26 protein-coding genes are annotated in these 20,468 nt (G+C 54.5%); 13 read left to right on the top strand and 13 right to left on the bottom strand.

Features of this window, described 5'->3' with window-relative positions; translation table 11 throughout:
- Nucleotides 1-85: 85 nt before the first annotated feature.
- From arcB to mtgA, 3 genes are all read left to right on the top strand, one after another.
- Nucleotides 86-2,419 (top strand): aerobic respiration two-component sensor histidine kinase ArcB, encoded by a 2,334-nt coding sequence (gene arcB / locus ACOT0L_RS15465; protein WP_032626426.1) that lies wholly within the window; start codon nt 86-88, stop codon nt 2,417-2,419.
- Between the two features lie 232 nt (nt 2,420-2,651).
- A complete protein-coding gene (elbB, locus tag ACOT0L_RS15460; RefSeq protein ID WP_126503525.1) occupies nt 2,652-3,305 on the top strand; it encodes an isoprenoid biosynthesis glyoxalase ElbB in 654 nt (217 codons plus the stop codon).
- The gene (gene mtgA / locus ACOT0L_RS15455; protein WP_023298721.1) at nt 3,302-4,027 is read left to right on the top strand and encodes a monofunctional biosynthetic peptidoglycan transglycosylase; all 726 of its coding nucleotides are present in this window, start codon (nt 3,302-3,304) and stop codon (nt 4,025-4,027) included. The genes elbB and mtgA overlap by 4 nt, the downstream gene beginning before the upstream one ends.
- Nucleotides 4,028-4,066: 39 nt before the next feature.
- Here the strand turns inward: mtgA and npr are convergent, their stop codons facing one another.
- From npr to ACOT0L_RS15400, 11 genes are all read right to left on the bottom strand, one after another.
- Entirely contained in the window at nt 4,067-4,339 is a 273-nt protein-coding gene (gene npr / locus ACOT0L_RS15450; RefSeq protein ID WP_003861872.1) for a PTS phosphocarrier protein NPr, read from the bottom strand.
- Nucleotides 4,336-5,190 carry an RNase adapter RapZ gene (rapZ, locus tag ACOT0L_RS15445; RefSeq protein WP_003861870.1) on the bottom strand — a complete coding sequence of 285 codons (855 nt, stop codon included), beginning with the start codon at nt 5,188-5,190 and terminating at the stop codon, nt 4,336-4,338. Before rapZ ends, npr begins: the two co-directional genes overlap by 4 nt.
- Nucleotides 5,191-5,235: 45 nt before the next feature.
- Nucleotides 5,236-5,727: a PTS IIA-like nitrogen regulatory protein PtsN gene (gene ptsN / locus ACOT0L_RS15440; protein ID WP_003861869.1), complete on the bottom strand. Its 492-nt coding sequence runs from the start codon at nt 5,725-5,727 to the stop codon at nt 5,236-5,238.
- A gap of 82 nt (nt 5,728-5,809) precedes the next feature.
- Nucleotides 5,810-6,097 carry a ribosome hibernation promoting factor gene (hpf, locus tag ACOT0L_RS15435; RefSeq protein WP_014171818.1) on the bottom strand — a complete coding sequence of 96 codons (288 nt, stop codon included), beginning with the start codon at nt 6,095-6,097 and terminating at the stop codon, nt 5,810-5,812.
- Between the two features lie 22 nt (nt 6,098-6,119).
- A complete protein-coding gene (gene rpoN / locus ACOT0L_RS15430) occupies nt 6,120-7,553 on the bottom strand; it encodes an RNA polymerase factor sigma-54 (RefSeq protein WP_022649530.1) in 1,434 nt (477 codons plus the stop codon).
- 47 nt (nt 7,554-7,600) lie between these two features.
- The gene (gene lptB / locus ACOT0L_RS15425; RefSeq protein WP_003861862.1) at nt 7,601-8,326 is read right to left on the bottom strand and encodes an LPS export ABC transporter ATP-binding protein; all 726 of its coding nucleotides are present in this window, start codon (nt 8,324-8,326) and stop codon (nt 7,601-7,603) included.
- A 6-nt stretch (nt 8,327-8,332) separates the two neighbouring features.
- Nucleotides 8,333-8,887 (bottom strand): lipopolysaccharide ABC transporter substrate-binding protein LptA, encoded by a 555-nt coding sequence (lptA, locus tag ACOT0L_RS15420; protein ID WP_006812136.1) that lies wholly within the window; start codon nt 8,885-8,887, stop codon nt 8,333-8,335.
- On the bottom strand, nt 8,856-9,431 hold the full coding sequence (gene lptC / locus ACOT0L_RS15415) for an LPS export ABC transporter periplasmic protein LptC (RefSeq protein WP_022649529.1): 576 nt from the start codon (nt 9,429-9,431) through the stop codon (nt 8,856-8,858). Before lptC ends, lptA begins: the two co-directional genes overlap by 32 nt.
- A complete protein-coding gene (kdsC, locus tag ACOT0L_RS15410; protein ID WP_017382729.1) occupies nt 9,428-9,994 on the bottom strand; it encodes a 3-deoxy-manno-octulosonate-8-phosphatase KdsC in 567 nt (188 codons plus the stop codon). The genes lptC and kdsC overlap by 4 nt, the downstream gene beginning before the upstream one ends.
- A gap of 14 nt (nt 9,995-10,008) precedes the next feature.
- Complete coding sequence (gene kdsD, locus ACOT0L_RS15405) at nt 10,009-10,995, bottom strand: arabinose-5-phosphate isomerase KdsD (RefSeq protein ID WP_003861853.1); 987 nt, start codon at nt 10,993-10,995, stop codon at nt 10,009-10,011.
- A 13-nt stretch (nt 10,996-11,008) separates the two neighbouring features.
- Complete coding sequence (locus ACOT0L_RS15400) at nt 11,009-11,986, bottom strand: calcium/sodium antiporter (RefSeq protein WP_003861852.1); 978 nt, start codon at nt 11,984-11,986, stop codon at nt 11,009-11,011.
- Nucleotides 11,987-12,213: 227 nt separating this feature from the next.
- Between ACOT0L_RS15400 and mlaF the strand changes: the two genes are divergently transcribed.
- From mlaF to murA, 7 genes are all read left to right on the top strand, one after another.
- Nucleotides 12,214-13,026, top strand: a complete 813-nt coding sequence (mlaF, locus tag ACOT0L_RS15395) for a phospholipid ABC transporter ATP-binding protein MlaF (RefSeq protein ID WP_022649527.1) — start codon at nt 12,214-12,216, stop codon at nt 13,024-13,026.
- 7 nt (nt 13,027-13,033) lie between these two features.
- Entirely contained in the window at nt 13,034-13,816 is a 783-nt protein-coding gene (mlaE, locus tag ACOT0L_RS15390; protein ID WP_003861848.1) for a lipid asymmetry maintenance ABC transporter permease subunit MlaE, read from the top strand.
- Between the two features lie 4 nt (nt 13,817-13,820).
- The gene (gene mlaD, locus ACOT0L_RS15385; RefSeq protein ID WP_022649526.1) at nt 13,821-14,369 is read left to right on the top strand and encodes an outer membrane lipid asymmetry maintenance protein MlaD; all 549 of its coding nucleotides are present in this window, start codon (nt 13,821-13,823) and stop codon (nt 14,367-14,369) included.
- An 18-nt stretch (nt 14,370-14,387) separates the two neighbouring features.
- Nucleotides 14,388-15,023, top strand: coding sequence for a phospholipid-binding protein MlaC (gene mlaC / locus ACOT0L_RS15380; RefSeq protein ID WP_006812130.1), 636 nt, complete (start codon nt 14,388-14,390; stop codon nt 15,021-15,023).
- Nucleotides 15,023-15,316: a lipid asymmetry maintenance protein MlaB gene (gene mlaB / locus ACOT0L_RS15375; RefSeq protein ID WP_022649525.1), complete on the top strand. Its 294-nt coding sequence runs from the start codon at nt 15,023-15,025 to the stop codon at nt 15,314-15,316. Before mlaC ends, mlaB begins: the two co-directional genes overlap by 1 nt.
- Nucleotides 15,317-15,442: 126 nt before the next feature.
- Nucleotides 15,443-15,697 carry a BolA family iron metabolism protein IbaG gene (gene ibaG, locus ACOT0L_RS15370; RefSeq protein ID WP_003861840.1) on the top strand — a complete coding sequence of 85 codons (255 nt, stop codon included), beginning with the start codon at nt 15,443-15,445 and terminating at the stop codon, nt 15,695-15,697.
- Nucleotides 15,698-15,747: 50 nt separating this feature from the next.
- The gene (gene murA, locus ACOT0L_RS15365) at nt 15,748-17,007 is read left to right on the top strand and encodes a UDP-N-acetylglucosamine 1-carboxyvinyltransferase (protein ID WP_006812128.1); all 1,260 of its coding nucleotides are present in this window, start codon (nt 15,748-15,750) and stop codon (nt 17,005-17,007) included.
- Nucleotides 17,008-17,070: 63 nt separating this feature from the next.
- Here the strand turns inward: murA and sfsB are convergent, their stop codons facing one another.
- A complete protein-coding gene (gene sfsB / locus ACOT0L_RS15360; protein WP_022649524.1) occupies nt 17,071-17,358 on the bottom strand; it encodes a DNA-binding transcriptional regulator SfsB in 288 nt (95 codons plus the stop codon).
- A gap of 229 nt (nt 17,359-17,587) precedes the next feature.
- Nucleotides 17,588-18,559, bottom strand: coding sequence for an octaprenyl diphosphate synthase (gene ispB, locus ACOT0L_RS15355; RefSeq protein WP_006812126.1), 972 nt, complete (start codon nt 18,557-18,559; stop codon nt 17,588-17,590).
- Nucleotides 18,560-18,816: 257 nt separating this feature from the next.
- On the opposite strand from ispB, the gene rplU reads away from it, so the two are divergent.
- From rplU to ACOT0L_RS15340, 3 genes are all read left to right on the top strand, one after another.
- Nucleotides 18,817-19,128, top strand: a complete 312-nt coding sequence (rplU, locus tag ACOT0L_RS15350) for a 50S ribosomal protein L21 (RefSeq protein WP_003025032.1) — start codon at nt 18,817-18,819, stop codon at nt 19,126-19,128.
- A 19-nt stretch (nt 19,129-19,147) separates the two neighbouring features.
- Nucleotides 19,148-19,405, top strand: a complete 258-nt coding sequence (gene rpmA, locus ACOT0L_RS15345; RefSeq protein ID WP_003861831.1) for a 50S ribosomal protein L27 — start codon at nt 19,148-19,150, stop codon at nt 19,403-19,405.
- A 95-nt stretch (nt 19,406-19,500) separates the two neighbouring features.
- Nucleotides 19,501-20,466 (top strand): DMT family transporter, encoded by a 966-nt coding sequence (locus tag ACOT0L_RS15340; protein WP_003861826.1) that lies wholly within the window; start codon nt 19,501-19,503, stop codon nt 20,464-20,466.
- The last annotated feature ends 2 nt before the right edge of the window (nt 20,467-20,468 follow it).

Below are 20,468 nucleotides of genomic sequence, written 5' to 3'. Positions count from 1 at the left end.
TCACCCCGCACTTTTTCTCACAACCTTCAACGCCTCGCCGTGAATTTGAGTATTATTGAGCGATAAAGTCGTGAAGGGATCCTCTATGAAGCAAATTCGAATGCTGGCCCAGTACTACGTCGACCTGATGATGAAGCTCGGGCTGGTGCGTTTTTCCATGCTGCTGGCGCTGGCGCTGGTCGTTCTGGCCATCGTCGTGCAAATGGCCGTGACCATGGTTCTGCATGGTCAGGTCGAGAGCATCGACGTGATCCGCTCTATTTTCTTTGGCCTGCTGATCACCCCATGGGCGGTCTATTTCCTCTCCGTGGTGGTTGAGCAGCTGGAAGAGTCCCGACAGCGTTTATCGAAACTGGTGGATAAGCTGGAAGAGATGCGCGAGCGCGATCTTAAACTCAACGTTCAGCTCAAGGACAACATTGCCCAGCTGAATCAGGAAATTTCAGACCGTGAGAAGGCGGAAGCCGAGCGTCAGACCACGCTGGAGCAGCTGAAAATTGAGATGAAAGAGCGTGAGGTCACGCAGATCCAGCTTGAACAGCAATCCTCTTTCCTGCGCTCGTTCCTCGATGCGTCGCCGGATCTGGTGTTCTACCGTAATGAAGATAAAGAGTTCTCCGGCTGTAACCGGGCCATGGAACTGTTGACCGGGAAAAGCGAAAAGCAGCTGATCCACCTGAAACCTCAGGATGTCTATTCCGAAGAGGCGGCGGCAAAAGTGATGGAGACGGATGAAAAGGTCTTCCGCCATAACGTCTCGTTGACCTATGAGCAGTGGCTGGATTATCCCGACGGGCGCAAAGCCTGCTTTGAAATCCGCAAAGTGCCTTATTACGACCGGGTGGGTAAACGTCATGGTCTGATGGGCTTTGGCCGTGATATCACCGAGCGTAAGCGATATCAGGATGCGCTGGAGCGCGCCAGTCGTGACAAGACCACCTTCATCTCCACCATCAGCCATGAGCTTCGTACGCCGCTAAACGGTATCGTGGGGCTGAGCCGTATTCTGCTGGACACCGATCTGACCAGTGAGCAGGAAAAATACCTCAAAACGATCCACGTTTCGGCGGTCACGCTGGGCAATATCTTCAATGATATTATCGACATGGATAAGATGGAGCGCCGTAAGGTTCAGCTCGACAACCAGCCGGTTGATTTTACCGGCTTCCTCGCGGACCTGGAGAACCTGTCAGGTTTGCAGGCCCAGCAGAAAGGGTTGAGCTTCGTGATGGAACCGACGCTGCCGCTGCCGCATAAAGTGGTGACGGACGGCACGCGTCTGCGTCAGATCCTGTGGAATCTCATCAGCAACGCCGTGAAGTTTACCCAGAAGGGACAGGTTGCGGTGCGCATTCGCTATGATGAGGGGGACATGCTGCACTTTGAAGTTGAGGACTCGGGTATCGGCATTCCTCAGGATGAGCAGGATAAGATCTTCGCCATGTATTATCAGGTTAAAGACAGCCACGGCGGTAAACCGGCGACCGGCACGGGCATTGGCCTGGCGGTGTCGAAACGTCTGGCGAAAAGTATGGGTGGGGATATCACCGTTGCCAGCCAGCCTGGTAAAGGCTCCACCTTTACGCTTACCGTCCACGCCCCTGCTGTTGCTGAAGAAGTGGAAGATACGTTTGAGAACGACGATATGCCGCTTCCAGCCCTGCACGTCCTGCTGGTTGAAGATATTGAGCTGAACGTCATTGTCGCCCGGTCGGTACTGGAAAAACTCGGTAACAGCGTGGATGTCGCGATGACCGGCAAAGCCGCGCTGGAGATGTTCACGCCGGGCGAGTACGACCTGGTGCTGCTCGATATTCAGCTACCGGACATGACCGGGCTGGATATCTCCCGCGAGCTGACGCGCAAATATGCTCCTGACGAGCTGCCGCCGCTGGTTGCGTTGACCGCAAACGTGCTGAAAGATAAAAAAGAGTACCTCGAGGCCGGTATGGACGATGTGCTCAGCAAGCCGCTGGCAGTACCTGCCCTGACGGCGATGATCAAGAAGTTCTGGGATACCTGTGATGAAGAGGAGAGCACCATGACGTCTGTTGATAGCGCCAAAACCCAAACGATACTGGATACCGCCATGCTGGAGCAGTATATCGATCTGGTGGGACCCAAACTGATCACCGATGGCCTGGCCGTGTTCGAAAAAATGATGCCGGGCTATCTGAACGTGCTCGAATCCAACCTGACGGCGCGTGACCAGAAGGGCATCGTCGAAGAGGGACATAAAATCAAAGGCGCAGCTGGTTCAGTCGGGTTACGCCATCTCCAGCAACTGGGCCAACAGATTCAGTCGCCTGATTTACCTGCCTGGGAAGATAACGTAGGTGATTGGGTTGAAGAGATGAAACAAGAGTGGCAAAACGATGTTGCAGTGCTGAAAGCCTGGGTAGAATCCCGAAAAAAATGACCCCGGCTATACCGGGGTGCGCGAATACTGCGCCAACACCAGGGAAATCGTGGCTGCGCCTGATTTTTATGGGTTGTTTTCGCATGGACGCCGCCTGAAAATTAAGGCCGCACGCAGATAAGATAGCAAATCTTAAACAGTTTGTTACATGAATCAGTGAAATGTGTGAAGCATAGCGTTTTAATCAGAATTTTTAATGTGCTTCAGCGAGTTGCATAGAAGGATCGTCAGAATGAAGAAAGTGGGTGTCGTGCTGAGCGGATGTGGCGTTTACGATGGTTCAGAGATACATGAAACCGTATTAACGCTGCTGGCATTATCGCGCCAGGGGGCCGACGTTATCTGCTTCGCTCCGGATAAAACGCAGGCAGACGTGGTTAATCATCTTACCGGCGAGCCAATGGCGGAAAGCCGTAACGTGCTGATTGAAGCGGCGCGTATTGTGCGCGGGGATATTCATCCGCTGGTACAGGCCGATGCGGCTGAGCTAGATGCGCTCATCGTGCCGGGCGGCTTTGGCGCGGCGAAAAACCTGAGCACGTTTGCAACGCAAGGCGCGGCGTGCCATGTCGATCCCGATTTGAAAGCGCTATCGCTGGCGATGCATGCGGCAGGTAAGCCGCAGGGCTTTATCTGCATTGCGCCAGTCATGCTGCCGAAAATTTTTGATTTCCCGCTGCGGCTCACGATCGGAACCGACATTGATACTGCTGAAATTGTCGAAGATATGGGCGGCGAACACGTGCCATGCCCGGTAGACGACATTGTGGTGGATGAGGACAATAAAATCGTCACCACGCCGGCGTATATGCTGGCGCAGAACATTGCCGAGGCTGCTGCAGGCATTGAAAAGCTGGTGGACAGAGTGCTGGTTCTTACCGAATGAGTCGTAAATTATCCCCTGGCGGGTGGTTAAAACGGATCCTGCTGCGTATTGTGCTGGTCCTGGCCGTTTTTTGGGGCGGAGGCATTGCGCTGTTCAGCATCCTGCCCGTCCCGTTCTCGGCCGTGATGGCAGAGCGGCAGATTAGCGCCTGGCTCTCGGGTGATTTTGGCTATGTTGCCCACTCAGACTGGGTCGGCATGGATGAAATCTCCCCGTGGATGGGGCTGGCGGTCATTGCGGCAGAAGATCAGAAATTCCCGGAGCACTGGGGTTTTGACGTGGCGGCTATCGAGAAGGCGCTGGATCATAATGAACGTCATGAAAACCGCGTCCGCGGTGCGTCGACGCTTTCTCAGCAGACGGTAAAAAATCTGTTCTTATGGGACGGTCGCAGCTGGGTGAGAAAAGGGCTGGAGGCCGGGCTGACGCTGGGCGTCGAGACGGTGTGGAGCAAAAAACGCATTTTGACCGTCTACCTGAATATCGCGGAGTTTGGTGACGGCGTGTTTGGCGTCGAAGCGGCATCGCAGCGCTATTTTGGCAAGCCCGCCAGCAGGCTGACTATGTCCGAAGCGGCACTGCTTGCCGCCGTGCTGCCGAACCCGCTGCGTTTTAAGGCCAGCGCGCCGTCAGGCTACGTGCGAAGCCGCCAGGCGTGGATTATGCGCCAGATGCGTCAGCTGGGTGGGGAAGGGTTTATGGAGCGAAATAATCTTATGTAAAGCGGGTAAGCGCAGCGCTACCCGCCGACGTGGCGAACGTTAATCTTCGTCAAACCCGGCGTTAAACAGGGCAATTACTGCCGCCAGCGCTTCTTCTTCCTGCGGGCCGGTGGCTTCAACTTCAATCTGGCGGCCTTTGGCAGAATCCAGCATCAGCAGCGCAATCACGCTGTTGGCTTCTGCCTCGGTTCCCTCATCGTTGCGCAGCAGCACCTCAGCATCAAAACCCTGCATCAGTTCAAACAGCTTCATCGCCGGGCGCGCATGCATGCCCAGCTTATTGGTGATTTCGACGGTCTGTTTTACGGTCATGTTTTGCGTTTTTCCAGCGTGCGATGACGGGACTGAACGTTCTTCCCGCGTGAGCGGAAGTAATCGGCCAGCTGTTCGGCAATGTAGACCGAACGATGTTTACCGCCGGTACAGCCAATCGCCACCGTCAGGTAGCTACGATTGTTTGTCTCCAGCATAGGTAACCATAGCTCAAGGTAGCTTCGCGTCTGGTAGATAAAATTGTGTACTTCTGTGTGTCGGTCGAGGAACGCCGCCACCGGCTTATCCAGACCGGTCATCGGACGCAGTTTCGGATCCCAGTGTGGGTTCGGCAGGAAACGCACATCAAAAACGTAATCCGCATCGATAGGGATACCGTGCTTAAAGCCGAAGGATTCAAACACCATCGTCAGTTCGCGCTCGCGCTTGCCGAGTAAGCGAGTACGCAGCATTTCCGCCAGCTCGTGGACGGACATTTCTGAGGTGTCGACAATCAGGTCGGCCCGGGAACGCAGCGGCTCAAGCAGATCGCTCTCTTTATCGATGGCGCTTTCCAGCGAAAGATTTTTACTCGAGAGCGGATGCAAACGACGTGTATCGCTGTAACGGCGGATCAGCGTGTTGCGGTCAGCGTCCAGGAACAAGAGCTGAGGCGAGAAGCACTCCGGCAGGCTGTTCATTGCCTGCTCGAAGATTTCCGGCGATTCCGGCATGTTACGCACGTCAATACTGACGGCGGCAGAGATTTGCCTGTCCGCCAGCGTCCGCGCCAGATCGGGTAACAGCACTACCGGCAGGTTATCTACGCAGTAAAATCCCATGTCTTCCAGCGCGCGCAGGGCCACGGACTTCCCGGACCCCGAACGACCGCTGACGATCATCAGCACCATGTTCCGTTTCTCCTCAGGGCAGCCGTTCTGAAGGCCCTTTCCCGATTATGCCTCATCCTGATTGCCTTCTGCTTCAGTGATAATTTGATAAAGCTCTTCATCACTTTGAGCTGAGCGCAGTCGACGACAAATGGTTTTATCCGCCAGACGTTTGGCAACCAGCGACAGCGTGTGCAGGTGGGTTTTGGTCTGATCGGCAGGAACCAGCAGCGCGAAGAGCAGATCCACAGGCTGGTTATCGATGGCGTCAAAAGCGATAGGCGTTTCCAGTTGCACAAACACCCCCACGGCACGCAGCGTATCTTCTTCCAGCTTGCCATGCGGGATCGCAATGCCATTGCCGATGCCGGTACTGCCCATTTTTTCACGGGTCAGAATGGCTTCAAACACGATCTGCGGCGGCAGACCCAGCTGTTTTGCGGCCAGCTCACTGATGATTTCCAGCGCACGTTTTTTGCTCTGGCAGTGAACGCCACTGCGGGTACAATCCTGGTTAAGGACATTGCTCAGTTGAAGAGCGGAATCGTTGTTTATCATAATTTCACCTAAGCGCTAACTGTACAAATGGCCTGTTGTGTTTCACAACAGGCCGTCCTGCACCCGTTAACTGCCCGGACAATTAGTGTTGTTTCAGTTTATCTTTATGTTTATTGAGCTGTCTCGCAAGCTTATCAATCAAGCCGTCGATAGCCGCGTACATGTCTTGCCCTTCCGCACTGGCATGAAGTTCCCCTCCGTTGACGTGCAGGGTCGCATCCGAGATATGCGTCACTTTCTCCACTTTCAACACAACATAGACCTGGTTGATCCTCTCGAAATACTGCTCGAGTTTCGCGAACTTAGCGTTTACAAAATCGCGTAAAGCCTCAGTAATTTCGACGTTATGTCCGGTGATATTGAGCTGCATAGTGTCTTCCTTATCGGTTGTGTCAAACCAGTTGTTTACGCTGGTTAGACGGCGGAATGGATAAAGACTCTCGATACTTCGCGACAGTACGGCGTGCCACCATAATACCCTGATCGGACAGCATGGTGGTTAACTTACTGTCACTGAGTGGCTTCGCGGGGTTCTCCGCGGCGATCAACTTCTTCACCAGTGCGCGAATAGCCGTTGACGAGGCTTCGCCGCCGCCTTCGGTGTTCACGTGGCTGGAGAAGAAATACTTAAGCTCAAAAATACCGCGTGGGCTGTGCAGATACTTCTGCGTGGTCACGCGGGAAATGGTTGATTCATGCATCTCGACGGCCTGGGCGATGTCCGCCAGCACCATCGGTTTCATAAACTCTTCGCCCTGCTCAAAGAATGCCTGCTGCTGTTCGACAATACAGCGGCTGACGCGCAGCAGCGTGTCATTACGGCTTTCCAGACTCTTAATCAACCAGCGTGCTTCCTGAAGGTTGCTGCGAATGTATTGATTATCAGCGTCGTTACGGGCGCTGGTGCACATGGAGGCGTATTGCTGGTTGATTTGCAGGCGAGGAATGCTGTCGGCGTTCAGTTCAACGACCCAGCGGCCATTGTGTTTTCTCACCAGCACATCAGGAATAACGTATTCCGGTTCGCTGGTCTGGATAGATTGCCCCGGACGCGGATCGAGTGACTGGATCAGATTCACCGCTTCCTTCAGCACCTCTTCTTTGAGGCGCGTAACGCGCATCAGGGTGCGGAAGTCGTGATTTGCCAGCAAATCCAGATGCTCGCTGATGATGAGCCGGGCTTCGTCAATCCACGGTGTCTCTTTGGCAAACTGCGAAAGCTGGATCAGAAGGCAGTCGCGCAGATCTTTCGCGGCGACGCCAATCGGGTCGAAACGCTGAACGCGTTTCAGGACGGCTTCGATCTCTTCCAGTTCAATCTCGTCATCGCCGATGCTTTCCAGAATCTCGTCCAGCGTCACGGTCAAATAGCCCGTGTCGTCAACGGCATCGACAATCGAGGTGGCAATGGCGCGATCGGTATCGGAGAAAGGCGTCAGCTCCACCTGCCACATCAGGTAGTCCTGAAGCGACTGGGTAGTTTCGCCCTGGTAGACCGGGAGTTCATCGTCCTGGTAATCTGCACGCGTCCCGGAAGGGGTACCCGCGGTGTAGATTTCATCCCAGCTGGCATCCAGCGGCAGTTCCTCCGGCATCTCTTTCTGTTCGAGCGCATCTACGGAGTCGAGCGTTTCTGTGTCCTGCGTCTGCTGAGCGTCTACCTCGTCATGAAGATCGGTTTGCTCCAGCAGCGGATTGCTGTCCAGCGCCTGCTGGAGCTCCTGCTGGAGTTCTAACGTGGACAGCTGCAACAGACGGATTGCCTGTTGTAGCTGCGGCGTCATGGCCAGTTGCTGGCTGAGCCGTAATTGCAAACCTTGCTTCATGTTCAGAGCGTTTTTCTCCGGTTCGGCGTGACTTAACCTCTACCCTATCAGAGTCTGAAGTCTTCCCCAAGGTACACGCGCTTAACATGCTCATCTTCGAGGATTTGCTGCGGCGTACCGTGGGCAATCAGATGGCCCTGGCTCACTATGTAGGCGCGCTCACACACGGCCAGCGTTTCGCGAACGTTGTGGTCCGTGATCAGTACGCCAAGCCCGCTGTCGCGCAGGTGCTCAATAATACGTTTGATATCGATAACGGAGATGGGGTCAACGCCCGCAAACGGTTCATCCAGCAGGATAAATTTCGGGTTTGCTGCCAGCGCGCGCGCAATCTCAACGCGGCGGCGTTCACCACCGGACAGCGCCTGACCGAGGCTGTCACGCAGATGTTCGATATGAAACTCTTCCATCAGCTCGTTCGCACGGTCAGTGCGCTGCTCGCTGGTCAGATCGTCACGGATCTGAAGCACGGCCATCAGGTTGTCGAACACGCTTAAGCGGCGGAAGATGGAGGCTTCCTGCGGCAGATAGCCGATTCCACGACGCGCGCGGGCATGCAGTGGCAGCAGGCTGATATCTTCATCATCGATGATGATGTTGCCGGCGTCACGCGGGACGATGCCCACCACCATGTAGAAGGTCGTGGTTTTACCCGCCCCGTTAGGGCCAAGCAAACCCACGATTTCGCCGGAGTTGACGGTCAGACTGACATCTTCGACGACGCGGCGGCCCTTATACGCTTTTGCGAGGTTTTTTGCAGTTAAAGTTGCCATAACGAATTAGTTACTCTTTTTCTGTGCCGGAGCCTGGCCGTTGTTCTTGTCCTGCAATTGCGAAGGCACAAGAACGGTCGTGACGCGTTTGCCTTTTTCACTGGAGGCCTGCATTTTCTGCTCTTTCACCAGATAAGTGATTTTGTCGCCTTTGATATTGCTGTCCAGCTGTTCCAGGTAAGCATTACCGGTCAGGATGACCAGATCCTTCGCCAGTTCATAGTGCATATGCGAGGCATGGCCTTTCACCGGCTTGCCGTTGTCCTGCATCTGGTAGAAGGTGGCCGGGTTGCCATAACCATCGATAATCTCTTTGCCCTGCTCGCCGCCCGGTCGGGTAACGACCACTTTGTCGGCGTTGATTTTGATGGTGCCCTGGGTCATGACCACGTTGCCGGTAAAGGTGACGACGTTACCCTGCATATCCAGAGACTGGGTATCGGATTCAATATGAATCGGCTGTTCGGTGTCGCCAGTCACAGCAAGCGCGGGAAGACTGGCCGCCAGCAGCGCGCTGGCGATAACAACTTTAAGGCTGAGTTTGTTTGTTTTGAATTTCATAGGAGGTTCTAACCTTTTCAATCAGCTCGGCGTTTTTGCTGCGTAAGTTCCCGCGCATTCTTAAACCGCTGGAATTAAATGTTGTGCCATACAGGGTGACTAAATCCTGCGACGTGACATCCTGGGTGACCAGGTTGATCTGGGCGTTATCCGTCGTAATTTTTCGCAGTTGCGCGTCAGCGGTCAGGGCGTTGACTTCAACGTGACCATACAGGTAAAGCATACGGTCATTTGTCAGTTTTGCCCGGTCAGACTTGATAGACCACGTCGGCACTTTGTCCGTATCAAAGGTGGTCATGACCGGTTGGGTAAACCACGAAGTACCGTCATCTGAAAAATATTCTACATGCTGAGCAACGAGGCGATAGTTCAGCGCGCCTTCCGGGCTATAGACCACGGTGTCGCTGTGATCGCTTTTATAGGTCGGGTCGCTCGTGTTAACCACTTCCGCTTGCGTATCTTCGCGGTCGGCGAGGTTTACGCCAATCAGTACCAGGGCGACAAGCGCAAGCAGAATGATAACCCAACGTCTGGTTTTACTCATATCGATTGCCCTTTCGCCTCATCAAGCTTGCCCTGCGCCAGCAGAAGCAGATCGCAGACTTCACGGACGGCGCCGCGGCCACCGTGAATATGGGTAACATAATCAGCACGCGGGATCAGCAGCGGGTGCGCGTCAGCCACGGCGATGCTCAGACCCACCTCCGCCATGACTGGCCAGTCGATCAAATCATCCCCGACGTATGCCACATTCTCTGGTGCAATGGCCAGTTTTCCCAACAGATCCCGGAAGGCTACCATCTTATCAGACTGCCCCTGATAGAGATGGGTAATGCCCAGCGTTTCACACCGATCTTCTACCAGTTTAGCTTTCCGCCCGGTGATGATTGCAACTTCAATACCGGACGTGAGCGCACAGCGGATACCGTAACCGTCGCGAACGTTAAAGGCTTTCAGCTCTTCGCCGTTATTGCCCATATAAATCAGACCGTCGGAGAGCACACCATCCACATCGAGGATCAGCAGGCGGATATTTTCCGCCTTTGCCATCATGTGGGCGCTCACCGGGCCATAACAGGTTGCAAGGGATGCACCCGCATTACTCATTGTCTTATCCTTCATTACACTACGCCAGCGCGCAGCAGATCATGCATATGTACCACACCCAGCAGTTGGTCGCCATCGGCAACCATCACTGAGGTAATATGACGGGACTGCATCAGGTTCAGTACATCTACCGCCAGCGTGCCCGGACGGACGCGGATCCCGCCTGGTGTCATTACATCAGCGATGCCCAGCGTTCGGACATCCACACCCATATCGAATACCCGGCGCAGGTCGCCGTCGGTGAAAATGCCCTGAATTTTCATCAGATCGTCGCAGATAACCGTCATGCCCAGGTTTTTACGGGTGATCTCCAGTAACGCGTCGCGCAAAGAGGCCTCTTTGCTGACGTGCGGGATCTCATCCCCGGTGTGCATAATATCGTTGACCCGCAGCAGCAGTTTGCGCCCGAGCGCGCCGCCGGGGTGAGACAGGGCGAAATCTTCTGGCGTAAAACCGCGGGCTTCCAGCAGCGCAACGGCAAGGGCATCGCCCATCACCAGCGCGGCGGTTGTGCTGGAGGTCGGCGCCAGCCCCAGCGGACAGGCTTCTTTCGGCACCTTCACGCACAGGTGAATATCTGCCGCACGCGCCATGCTGCTTTCCGGGCGGCTGGTCATGCAAATCAGCGGTACGTGCAGACGCTTCAGCACCGGGATCAACGCCAGGATTTCATTCGATTCCCCGGAGTTGGACAGCGCAATAACCACGTCCTGCGGCGTAACCATGCCGAGGTCACCGTGCGCGGCTTCACCGGGATGAACGAAGAATGACGACGTGCCGGTACTGGCAAAGGTCGCCGCCATTTTGCGCCCGATATGGCCGGATTTGCCCATCCCCATCACCACGACTTTACCGGCGCAGTAGAACATCTTCTCACAGGCCAGACTAAAATCCTGATTAATGTACTGATCTAACTGCGCCAGACCTTCACGTTCAATCTCCAGAACGTCTTTGCCTGCTTTCTGAAAGTCAAAACCCGGCTGCAATTCTATTTGCGACATAATGCGTTTCCGTTTACCCAGAGAGAAGTGGCGAGAGCCAGTACAGCATCGCCAGCCATACGATAAATCCACCCGTCAGCAGCGCGCCCGCGCCTTTGCCGATCTGCTCTTTTCGCCGCCAGCAGAGCAGGGCGAAAATTACGCTGACCAGCAGCATCACACCGTAATCGCGCGTGAAGACCATAGGGTTAAACGGCCCCGGTGAGATTAATGCCGGCAGCCCCGTCACGATCGCGATATTGAAAATATTCGAGCCAATGATATTGCCGATGGCGATATCATCTTCCCCTTTACGTGCCCCGGCGATGGCGGTAGCCAGCTCTGGCAGGCTGGTGCCGATGGCGATGACCGTCAGACCGATTGTCAGTTCGCTCATCGCAAACGCGTTCGCCAGCACCGTCGCGTTATCGACCACCATCCGCGTGGCCATTGGCATTATGATCAGCGCGACGCCCAGCCACAGCAGGGCGACGGGTAAGGTCCCTTCCCGTGGCAGCTCGGCGAGATGCTCACGCGTGAGGCTATCATTACCCTGTTTTTCCGCCAGACGTGCGATCTTCACGCTGTAAAGCAACCAGATCACGGCCAGGGCGAGCAGGAATATACCGTCACCGACGCTCAGCACCCCGTCATAAAGCACATAGCCTGCCAGCAGACTGACGACTAACATTAGCGGCAATTCACGACGCAAAACATCGGAATGTACGCGAAATGGATGCAGTAATGCGGCTAAGCCTAAAATCAGCAAGATATTGACGATGTTAGAGCCAATCGCAGTGCCAATAGCGAGGTCGACCTGGCCATGCAACGAGGCTGAAACAGAAACGATGATTTCAGGAAGCGATGTGCCTACACTGACCACCGTCATCCCAATAATGATGGGCGGCATGCCAATGAGTCGACAGAGAATGGATGCGGCAAAGACCAAACGGTCAGCACTGTAGACCACCAACAGTAAACCAATTATTAACAGTGCTGTTGCTAAAAGCATCAAAAGTCCTTTCTTCAGGTATACTCGCTGGTCCACTGCGCACGAATTTTAGCGCCAGATGAAGTCTGAGACGTGACGAATTCCTAATTTTGACTTTATGCGCCGGAAAAGTAAAACAAATGCCAGCTTTCGCTAACCCCAATAGTGAATATTCTGTAAAAATGCGGGGTTTAGGGCTGATTTACGCTTCATGCCAGCAGTGAAGCAAGGTAAGTAAGGAACCATAAATGAGCCAAACGATGGCGAATATAGTCGATGTCCGGGGCGTCAGTTTTTCTCGCGGCAACCGGGTGATATTTGATGATATTTCGCTGACCGTGCCGCGCGGTAAAATCACCGCCATCATGGGGCCGTCAGGGATCGGTAAAACGACGTTGCTGCGTCTTATCGGCGGGCAAATCCCCCCTGATAGCGGCGAAATTCTCTTCGACGGTGAAAACGTCCCGGAGATGTCTCGCTCGCGCCTCTACACGGTTCGCAAACGGATGAGCATGCTCTTTCAGTCGGGTGCGCTGTTCACCGATATGAACGTATTTGACAACGTGGCCTATCCGCTGCGTGAGCATACCCATCTTCCTCCTGCGCTGTTGCACAGCACGGTGATGATGAAGCTCGAAGCTGTGGGGTTGCGGGGGGCTGCGAAACTTATGCCGTCCGAACTCTCGGGTGGGATGGCGCGCCGCGCCGCGCTGGCGCGTGCTATTGCCCTGGAACCCGATTTAATCATGTTCGATGAACCGTTCGTTGGGCAGGACCCTATCACCATGGGCGTGCTGGTGAAGTTAATCTCGGAGCTGAACAGCGCCCTTGGCGTCACCTGCGTGGTGGTTTCCCACGACGTGCCGGAAGTGCTGAGTATTGCTGATTACGCCTATATTGTGGCTGACAAAAAGATCGTCGCCCACGGCAGCGCTCAGGCGTTGCAGGAGAATGGCGATCCGCGCGTGCGGCAGTTCCTGGACGGTATCGCAGATGGGCCGGTGCCTTTCCGCTATCCGGCGGGCGACTATCATGACGATTTACTGGGAATAGGGAGTTAATCCACTCATGCTGTTAAATGCGTTGGCGGGTCTTGGACACCGTGGCCTAAAAACCATCAGTACGTTCGGGCGTGCCGGATTAATGTTGTTCAACGCGCTGGTTGGCAAACCGGAGTTCCGCAAGCATGCGCCGTTACTGGTGCGGCAGCTTTATAACGTCGGCGTGCTGTCGATGCTTATCATCATCGTGTCGGGTCTGTTTATTGGCATGGTGCTGGGGTTGCAGGGGTATCTGGTGCTGACAACCTACAGCGCGGAAACCAGCCTTGGCATGCTGGTGGCGCTCTCGCTACTGCGTGAACTCGGGCCGGTTGTAGCAGCGCTGCTGTTCGCCGGGCGTGCCGGATCAGCGCTGACGGCTGAAATTGGCCTGATGCGCGCCACAGAGCAGCTCTCCAGTATGGAGATGATGGCGGTCGATCCGCTGCGCCGGGTGATCTCGCCGCGCTTCTGGGCCGGGGTTATCTCCTTGCCGTTACTGACTATCCTCTTTGTGGCGGTAGGTATCTGGGGAGGCGCGCTGGTTGGCGTCAACTGGAAAGGCATTGATGCCGGGTTCTTCTGGTCTGCCATGCAGGACGCCATCGATCTGCGGATGGATCTGGTGAACTGTCTGATCAAGAGCGTGGTTTTCGCTGTGACGGTTACCTGGATTGCGTTGTTTAATGGTTACGATGCCATTCCGACGTCGGCGGGCATTAGCCGTGCAACGACGCGTACTGTCGTACATTCGTCGCTGGCCGTTTTAGGTCTGGATTTTGTGCTCACCGCACTGATGTTTGGGAATTGAGTTCATGCAAACGAGAAAAAATGAAATTTGGGTTGGCGTGTTTTTGCTTCTGGCGCTGCTGGCCGCGCTGTTTATCTGCCTGCGCGCGGCGGACATCACCTCTGTTCGCACCGAGCCGACGTATCGCGTCTACGCGACTTTCGATAATATCGGCGGCCTGAAGGCGCGCTCACCGGTCCGTATTGGTGGCGTCGTTATTGGACGTGTCGCTGACATTACGCTTGATGAGAAAACCTATCTGCCGCGCGTCGCAATGGATATCGAAGAACGCTATAACCACATTCCGGACACCAGCTCGCTCTCTATCCGCACCTCTGGCCTGCTGGGGGAGCAATATCTGGCCCTTAACGTTGGTTTTGAAGATCCTGAGCTGGGAACGTCTATCCTTAAAGACGGTAGCGTAATCCAGGATACCAAGTCAGCGATGGTGCTGGAAGATATGATTGGTCAGTTCCTTTACAACAGTAAAGGGGATGATAAAAAGTCTGACGATGCCCCTGCGCAGAGTGAAGACCACACCAACGTCGAACCGACGCCAGGCGCGACGAATTAATTTCAGGAGAAGTCATTCATGTTTAAACGACTGTTAATGGTTGCCATGCTGGTCATTGCCCCTCTAACCGCGGCGCACGCTGCGGATCAGAGTAACCCGTACAAACTGATGGATGAGGCCGCGAAGAAAACCTTCGACCGTCTTAAAAACGAACAGCCCAAAATCCGTTCTAACCCTGATTATCTGCGTGATGTGGTGGATCAGGAGCTGCTGCCGTATGTGCAGATCAAGTACGCGGGCGCACTGGTGCTGGGCCGTTACTACAAAGACGCGACCCCGGCGCAGCGCGAGGCTTACTTTGCGGCGTTCCGTGAATACCTGAAACAGGCTTACGGCCAGGCGCTGGCGATGTACCACGGGCAGACCTATCAGATTGCCCCTGAACAGCCGCTGGGCGATGCCACCATCATTCCTATCCGCGTGACGATTATCGATCCAAACGGTCGTCCACCGGTACGCCTGGACTTCCAGTGGCGTAAAAACAGCCAGACCGGAAACTGGCAGGCGTACGACATGATCGCTGAAGGCGTCAGCATGATCACCACTAAACAGAACGAGTGGAGCGATCTGCTGCGCACCAAAGGCATCGATGGCCTGACGGCTCAGCTTCAGTCCATCTCTCGTCAGAAAATTACCCTGGACGAGAAGAAGTAATGTCACAGCAGCTTAGCTGGGCGCGTGACGGCGAGACGTTGACGCTGACGGGAGAGCTGGATCAGGATCTGCTTAACCCGCTGTGGGACGCTCGCCATAACGCGATGCAGGGCGTGACGTTGATTGATCTCCATGGCGTCACGCGGGTAGATACCGCCGGTATCGCCCTGCTGGCGCACCTGGTGGCCACGGGCAAAAAGCAGGGGAGTAGCGTCACCCTGACGGGGGTAAGCGATAATGTCGTAACCCTTGCACAGCTTTACAATTTGCCTGAAGACGTATTACCTCGCTAACTTTTTCAGTACGTTACTTCCGAAAGCCCCGACAGTTTACGCGTCGGGGCTTTTTGCTTGTTTAAGACCGCGCCACTTTGCTCTAAGATGTTGAGCTTGTTTTCACTATCAGATGATGTAGACCCCATGGAAAATAATGAAATCCAGACAGTGCTGATGAATGCACTCTCCCTTCAGGAAGCCCACGTCTCTGGCGATGGCAGTCACTTCCAGGTTATTGCTGTGGGTGAGATGTTCGACGGAATGAGTCGCGTGAAGAAACAGCAGGCTGTGTACGCGCCGCTGATGGAATACATTGCGGATAACCGCATCCACGCCCTGTCGATTAAAGCGTTCACCCCACAGGAGTGGGCACGCGATCGCAAACTAAACGGTTTTTGAGCTGAGGGCGAAGCGCCCGCAGCACGGTTGAATTTATAAGAGAGCAAACGATGGATAAATTTCGTGTACAGGGACCCACGCGTCTCCAGGGCGAAGTCACAATTTCTGGCGCTAAAAACGCCGCGCTGCCCATTCTTTTCGCTGCGCTGCTCGCAGAAGAGCCGGTAGAGATCCAGAACGTACCGAAGCTGAAAGATATCGACACGACCATGAAGTTGCTCGGCCAGTTGGGCACCAAAGTGGAGCGTAACGGTTCCGTCTGGATTGATGCCAGCAACGTGAACAACTTCTCAGCGCCGTATGAGCTGGTGAAAACCATGCGTGCTTCCATCTGGGCGCTTGGCCCGCTGGTTGCGCGTTTCGGTCAGGGACAGGTTTCACTGCCGGGCGGATGCGCTATCGGCGCCCGTCCAGTCGACCTGCATATCTTCGGTCTGGAAAAGCTGGGCGCGGAGATCAAGCTGGAAGAGGGGTACGTTAAAGCGTCCGTCAATGGTCGCCTGAAAGGCGCGCACATTGTCATGGATAAAGTGAGCGTGGGCGCAACGGTAACCATCATGTCGGCTGCTACGCTGGCAGAAGGCACTACCATCATCGAAAACGCCGCCCGAGAGCCGGAAATCGTGGATACCGCGAACTTCCTGGTCGCGCTGGGGGCGAAGATCAGCGGGCAGGGCACAGACCGTATCACCATCGAAGGCGTTGAACGTCTGGGTGGTGGTGTGTACCGCGTACTGCCAGACCGTATCGAAACCGGTACTTTCCTGGTAGCGGCTGCCATTTCTGGCGGTAAGATTGTTTGTCGTAACGCACAACCGGATACCCTGGATGCGGTGCTGGCGAAACTGCGCGATGCGGGTGCGGACATTGAAATTGGTGAAGACTGGATCAGCCTCGATATGCACGGGCAGCGTCCTAAAGCCGTTAACGTGCGCACTGCGCCACATCCGGCATTCCCGACGGATATGCAGGCACAGTTCACCCTGTTGAACCTGGTGGCCGAAGGCACAGGCTTCATCACGGAAACTATCTTCGAAAACCGTTTCATGCACGTACCGGAACTGATCCGTATGGGTGCGCATGCTGAGATTGAAAGCAACACGGTCATTTGCCACGGCGTTGAAAAACTGTCCGGTGCGCAGGTGATGGCGACCGATCTGCGCGCGTCTGCGAGCCTCGTACTGGCAGGTTGTATTGCAGAAGGGACTACCGTTGTCGATCGTATCTACCACATCGATCGTGGTTACGAGCGTATTGAAGACAAACTGCGCGCGCTGGGTGCGAATATCGAGCGTGTGAAGGGCGAGTAATCGTTCCGGCACCCCCCTGCCAGAACAGGCCGGGGGATTGCTGTTCCTGTAAATCCGGGTGCATCAGTCCTGATGTGCTTTCTTCGCTTTGCTCTGGCGCATCATGCGCGTTCTGTCGATAAATTCATGGGTAATGGGATCGTGATAGCGTGACGGCCATATCACCCACGGATGCGTATCCAGCGCCGTCGCAATAATCAGTTCCCCCTTCGGCCATGGGCGGGTCAGGGCGTTTGCCAGCGTCGACGAGCTCAGCCCATGACGACGTGATTCGGCAGCCAGCGATGTCCCTTTTTTACGCAGTGCCGCAATAATGTCAGCAGAATGCCAGTCGATGAATTTTGTATCCATAATGCTGTCCTTGTGTTCGTTATCGTCCACGTCGTTTCGTGTGAAAAGACAGCATTACTATACTCACTTCGAACATCTGTTCTAAAAAGTTCATGTTACGAGAAGCAATATTCAGAATAAGGCACGGCTTTATACATACGGCCTGTAACCTGATGAGCTTACGCGTAAATGTAATTTATTGGTGCGTACTGGAACCTCCCTACGAGATCGCAGGGAGATGAGGAGAGGATTAACGGTCGCGCTGGACGGCGATGTGCGCGAGGCCGATTAGCGCATCACGCCATGGGCTGTCGGGAATGACCTGAATTGCGGCGATGGCTTTGTCTGCTTCTTCTTCAGCACGCTGACGCGTCCATTCAAGGGAACCACAGATGGCCATTGTTTCCAGTACCGGTTCCAGAAGATGGCGACCATTTCCCTGCTCGATAGCCTCCCGGATCATTTTCGCCTGCTCTGGTGTGCCATTGCGCATCGCGTGGAGCAGCGGCAGCGTTGGCTTGCCTTCGTTCAGGTCATCGCCAACGTTTTTACCGAGCGTTTCGCCATCCGCGCTGTAGTCCAGCAAATCATCAATCAGCTGGAACGCGGTGCCGAGGTAACGGCCGTAGTCCTGAAGCCCTTTTTCCTGAGCTTCGCTACAGCCTGCCAGAATGCCGGAGCACTGCGCGGCGGCTTCAAACAGACGTGCGGTCTTGCTGTAAATCACCCGCATATAGTTTTCTTCGGTGATATCCGGGTCGTTGACGTTCATCAACTGTAGGACTTCGCCTTCAGCGATAACGTTTACGGCTTCTGACATCACTTCCAGCACCTTCAGCGAGCCAAGGCTGGTCATCATCTGGAAGGCTCGGGTATAGATAAAATCCCCTACCAGAACGCTTGCCGCATTACCAAACGCGGCATTGGCGGTGGCTTTGCCACGACGCATGTCTGATTCATCCACAACATCGTCATGAAGCAGGGTGGCGGTGTGGATAAATTCGATCAGCGCCGCGATCGTGACGTGGGCATTTCCCTGATAGCCAACCGCGCGTGCGGCCAGAATGGCAATCATCGGACGAATACGTTTACCGCCGCCGCTGACGATGTAATAGCCCAACTGATTGATCAGCTGAACGTCAGAGTTGAGTTGCTCCAGGATTGCTGCATTCACACCCGCCATATCTTGCGCGGTTAACTCATTGATTTTTTCTAAATTCATCGCAAAAGCCGGGCTTTTTATCCTGTTTATCCCACACGAGATGGGTACACAAAGGGTTTCGGTTTATAAATAGTATTGCTGATTGTACTGAAAAAATGGCTCAGATAAACGTTACCGTACGTGTTGTGTTTTTTTTCTTCATGTATTGATGGTAGCACTTGTCAAAGGCTCGCGTTTTGCGTAATATTCGCGCCCTATTGTGAATATTTATAGCGCACTCTGAATCATACGAGGATGTGCGCGGAAGCGGAGTTTATATGTACGCGGTTTTCCAAAGTGGTGGTAAACAACACCGAGTAAGCGAAGGTCAGACCGTTCGCCTGGAAAAGCTGGACATCGCAACTGGCGAATCTGTTGAGTTCGCTGAAGTTCTGATGATCGCAAACGGTGAAGAAGTCAAAATCGGCGTTCCTTTCGTTGATGGCGGCGTTATCAAAGCTGAAGTTGTTGCTCACGGTCGTGGCGAGAAAGTTAAAATCGTTAAGTTTCGTCGTCGTAAACACTATCGTAAGCAGCAGGGCCACCGTCAGTGGTTCACTGATGTGAAAATTACTGGCATCAGCGCCTAAGACCTGAGGAGAGATTTAAATGGCACATAAAAAGGCTGGCGGCTCCACACGTAACGGTCGCGATTCAGAAGCTAAACGCCTGGGCGTTAAGCGTTTCGGTGGCGAATCCGTTCTGGCGGGTAGCATCATCGTTCGTCAGCGTGGCACCAAGTTCCACGCGGGTACCAACGTAGGTTGCGGTCGTGACCACACTCTGTTTGCTAAAGCAGACGGTAAAGTGAAATTTGAAGTTAAAGGCCCGAACAACCGTAAATACATCAGCATCGTTGCTGAGTAAGGTTTTCTCGGTCCGGTAACGGATTAAAGCCCCGCAACGTGTTGCGGGGCTTTTTACATTGGAAACCCGGAAAATTTTCTGTAGGGAAAACGGGCATGAAGCAGCAGGCCGGCATTGGTATTCTTTTGGCGCTCACTACCGCGATGTGCTGGGGTGCACTGCCAATTGCAATGAAGCAGGTACTGGAAGTGATGGAACCACCCACGGTGGTGTTTTATCGCTTCCTGATGGCAAGTATAGGCCTGGGCGCCATTCTGGCCGTCAAAGGTAAGCTGCCACCGCTGCGCATCTTCCGAAAACCGCGCTGGCTGGTGTTACTGGCTATCGCGACGGGCGGTCTGTTCGGTAACTTCATTCTGTTCAGCTCTTCCCTGCAATATCTTAGCCCTACAGCGTCGCAGGTGATTGGTCAGCTATCACCGGTCGGCATGATGGTCGCCAGCGTATTCATCCTCAAGGAGAAGATGCGCGGTACGCAGATCATCGGGGCAAGCATGCTGCTTTGCGGTCTGGTGATGTTCTTTAACACCAGTCTGATCGAGATTTTTACCCGCCTGACGGATTACACCTGGGGTGTCATTTTTGGGGTGGGTGCAGCAACGGTCTGGGTGAGTTATGGCGTCGCGCAAAAGGTGTTATTGCGTCGTCTTGCCTCACAGCAGATCCTCTTTTTGCTGTACACTTTGTGTACACTGGCATTATTGCCGTTAGCTAAGCCGGGGGTGATTACCCAGCTCAGCGACTGGCAACTGGCGTGCCTCATTTTTTGTGGGCTGAACACGCTGGTCGGTTATGGCGCGCTGGCTGAAGCTATGGCGCGCTGGCAGGCAGCACAGGTGAGCGCCTTAATCACGCTTACCCCGCTGTTTACGCTGTTATTTTCAGATTTGTTATCAATGGCCTGGCCCGATGTCTTCGTCAAGCCGATGCTCAACCTGTTGGGTTATCTCGGTGCGTTTGTCGTGGTTGCGGGCGCGATGTATTCCGCCATTGGTCATCGTCTCTGGGGGCGTTGGCGCAAAAATGAAGCGGTTGTAATAGTCCCCCGCTCAGGCGAATGAGT

This window comes from Enterobacter cloacae complex sp. XAL002 (assembly GCF_049236805.1).
Classification (GTDB): domain Bacteria; phylum Pseudomonadota; class Gammaproteobacteria; order Enterobacterales; family Enterobacteriaceae; genus Enterobacter; species Enterobacter intestinihominis.
Note: the sequence above shows the minus strand (reverse complement) of the source record. Positions and strands in the feature narration are given on the sequence as shown.